General features: G+C 57.0%; 3 protein-coding genes. All 3 read left to right on the top strand.

Annotation, left to right across the window (positions count from 1 at the left end; genetic code table 11):
* Positions 1-529, top strand: a 529-nt coding sequence (locus AC1DS3_RS37760) for an SLBB domain-containing protein (RefSeq protein WP_477129266.1), incomplete at its 5' end; no start/stop codon positions are given.
* Positions 526-963, top strand: coding sequence for a low molecular weight protein-tyrosine-phosphatase (locus AC1DS3_RS37755; RefSeq protein ID WP_477129265.1), 438 nt, complete (start codon positions 526-528; stop codon positions 961-963). The genes AC1DS3_RS37760 and AC1DS3_RS37755, both read left to right, overlap by 4 nt.
* 20 nt (positions 964-983) lie before the next feature.
* Positions 984-2440 (top strand): GNVR domain-containing protein (locus AC1DS3_RS37750; protein ID WP_477129264.1); only part of this gene is annotated, 1457 nt, incomplete at its 3' end.

Raw genomic sequence — 2440 nt, 5'->3', positions numbered from 1 at the left:
GGTTGAGGCGCTCAACCGTGCTGGCGGCGTCAATGTGTTGACAGGTGACAACAGCCGCATCCGCATTTCGCGTGGCGGAAAGAACTACTTCATCAATCTGCCAGCGTTGTTGCAACAAGGCATTGATCCAACCCGCGTGATGCTGCGAAACGGCGACATCGTGCGCGTGGAACAACGTGAAGACAGTAAGGTGTTTGTCACTGGCGAAGTTGTGCGCCCCGCCGTCGTTCTCCCGCGCAATGGTCGCCTGACACTGAATGAAGCCATCGGCGAAGCCGGCGGTGTGAATCCGACCTCAGCCGATGCCAAGGAGCTTTACGTCATTCGCAAAAGCGATGACGGCGATGCCCAGATTTTCCACCTGGACGGAAAGTCGCCTGTGTCTTTGGCCCTGGCGGAATCGTTCGAGTTGAAGCCGAAAGACGTCGTGTATGTCGACGCAGCCGGTGTAGTTCGCTGGAGCCGCGTGATCAATCAATTGCTCCCGAGCGGCACTCTTCTCAACTCCACGGCCAACACCCTGAAATGATCAAGACCGTACTCGTGGTGTGCATCGGCAATATCTGCCGCAGCCCGATGGCGGAAGCGTTGCTAAAGCAAGCTCTGCCCGAGGCCAACGTCGTCTCGGCAGGGCTCGGCGCACTGGTCGGCCAGCCGGCGGACGCCCATGCAGTCGATCTGATGAAAGACCTTGATCTGGATATCACCGGCCACCGCGCCCGCCAGCTCAACCGTGCGATCGCCACGCAGGCCGACCTGATCCTGGTCATGGACAACTGGCAAAGGCAGGAGATACAGYGACTGCACCCGGCGACGACTGGCCGGGTCTTCCGGCTTGGCGAACTCGCCAAGTTCGACGTACCGGACCCTTATCGCGAGGGACGTCCTGCCTTTGATAACGCGCTGGAGTTGATCCAGCGCGGCGTGGAAGCCTGGGTGCCGCGTATCCAGGCCCTCCGTTAACAGAATTCGCAGTAGAGCTTATGAACCAGAATCCTCCTGCAGTCGCCGTCCCCGGACCTCCGGAAGACGAGATCGATCTCGTTCACTACCTGGACGTGCTCTTGGCCAGCCGCTGGCTGATCGCGTCCATCGCCGGTGTGGTGCTAGCGCTTGGTGTCGCCTACGCGTTTCTGGCACGTCCCGTCTATCAGGCAGATATCCTGGTGCAGGTCGAAGACAATCCCAATAGCGCCAAGAGCTTGTTGGGAGATGTCTCCAGCCTGTTTGACGTCAAGGCAGAAGCCACTGCCGAAATCGAGATTATTAGATCGCGCATGGTGGTAGGCAAAGCCGTGGACAACCTGCATCTGTACATCTCAGCTAAGCCGAACTACTTTCCATTTATTGGCGCATGGATCGCCAGTCGTGCGAAGGGGCTATCCGAGCCGGGTTTCCTGGGCTACGGCGGCTTTGCATGGGCCAAGGAATCGATCAACGTTGATCTGTTCGACGTGCCAGAGTCCCTCGAAGGCGAGAGATTCAATCTAGTGACCTTGGGCGAAGGCCGATACCGTCTTGAGCAGAGCAGTCTCGACAAACCACTAGAGGGGCATGTGGGTGAACTACTGCGGGTGGAGCAGAGCGTGGGCAGCATCTCCCTGCTAGTCACTGATCTCAAGGCCAAGCCTGGCATTGTCTTCAACCTGATACGCGCTTCACGGCTGCAGACCCTTGAGAGTCTGCAAGACCGACTCCAGATCGCAGAGAAGGGCAAGCAAAGCGGCATAATCGGCGCTTCCCTCGATGGCACCAATCCGGTTCTCACCGCTAGCATCCTGAACGATATCGGTGAGGAATACGTCGCTCAGAATATCAAGCGCAAAGCCGCCGAAGCAGAAAAGTCCCTGGTGTTTCTCGGCGACCTGCTGCCCCAGTTGAAGACTGAACTTGAGCGTGCCGAAGTCAAATACAACGAGATGCGCAACAAGCGCAATACTTTCAACCTGAGCGAGGAAGGCAAGGCATTCCTAMAAGAGAGCGTAACCACAGAAACAGGCCTGCTTGAGCTGAAGCAGAAGCGTACCGAGTTGCTCACCCGCTTCACAGTGACGCACCCGAGTATTCAAGCACTTGATCAGCAAATCGCGACGATTAACGCAAAGGTCGGCAGCATGGCTTCACGCTTGAAGACCTTTCCCGACGTTGAACAAGACACTCTGCGTCTTATGCGCGATGTACAGGTCAACAATGACCTCTACGTGGGGCTGCTTAACAACATGCAGCAGCTCAAACTGGTGAAAGCGGGGAAGGTTGGTAACGTTCGTCTTCTCGACAACGCTCCGGTTCCAGAAGAGCYGATCAAGCCGAAGAAGAGCATGACTATCGCACTAGCCGCAATTCTCGGGCTAATGATCGGCATCGTCGCGGCGTTTGTGCGCAACGCGCTCTACGGTGGAATCACAGATTCCCAGGACATCGAACAACATACCGGACTAAG

The organism is Cupriavidus sp. 01L46 (assembly GCF_056399905.1).
The sequence above is the reverse complement of the archived record's forward strand: the minus strand, read 5'-3'. Positions and strand labels throughout refer to the sequence as shown.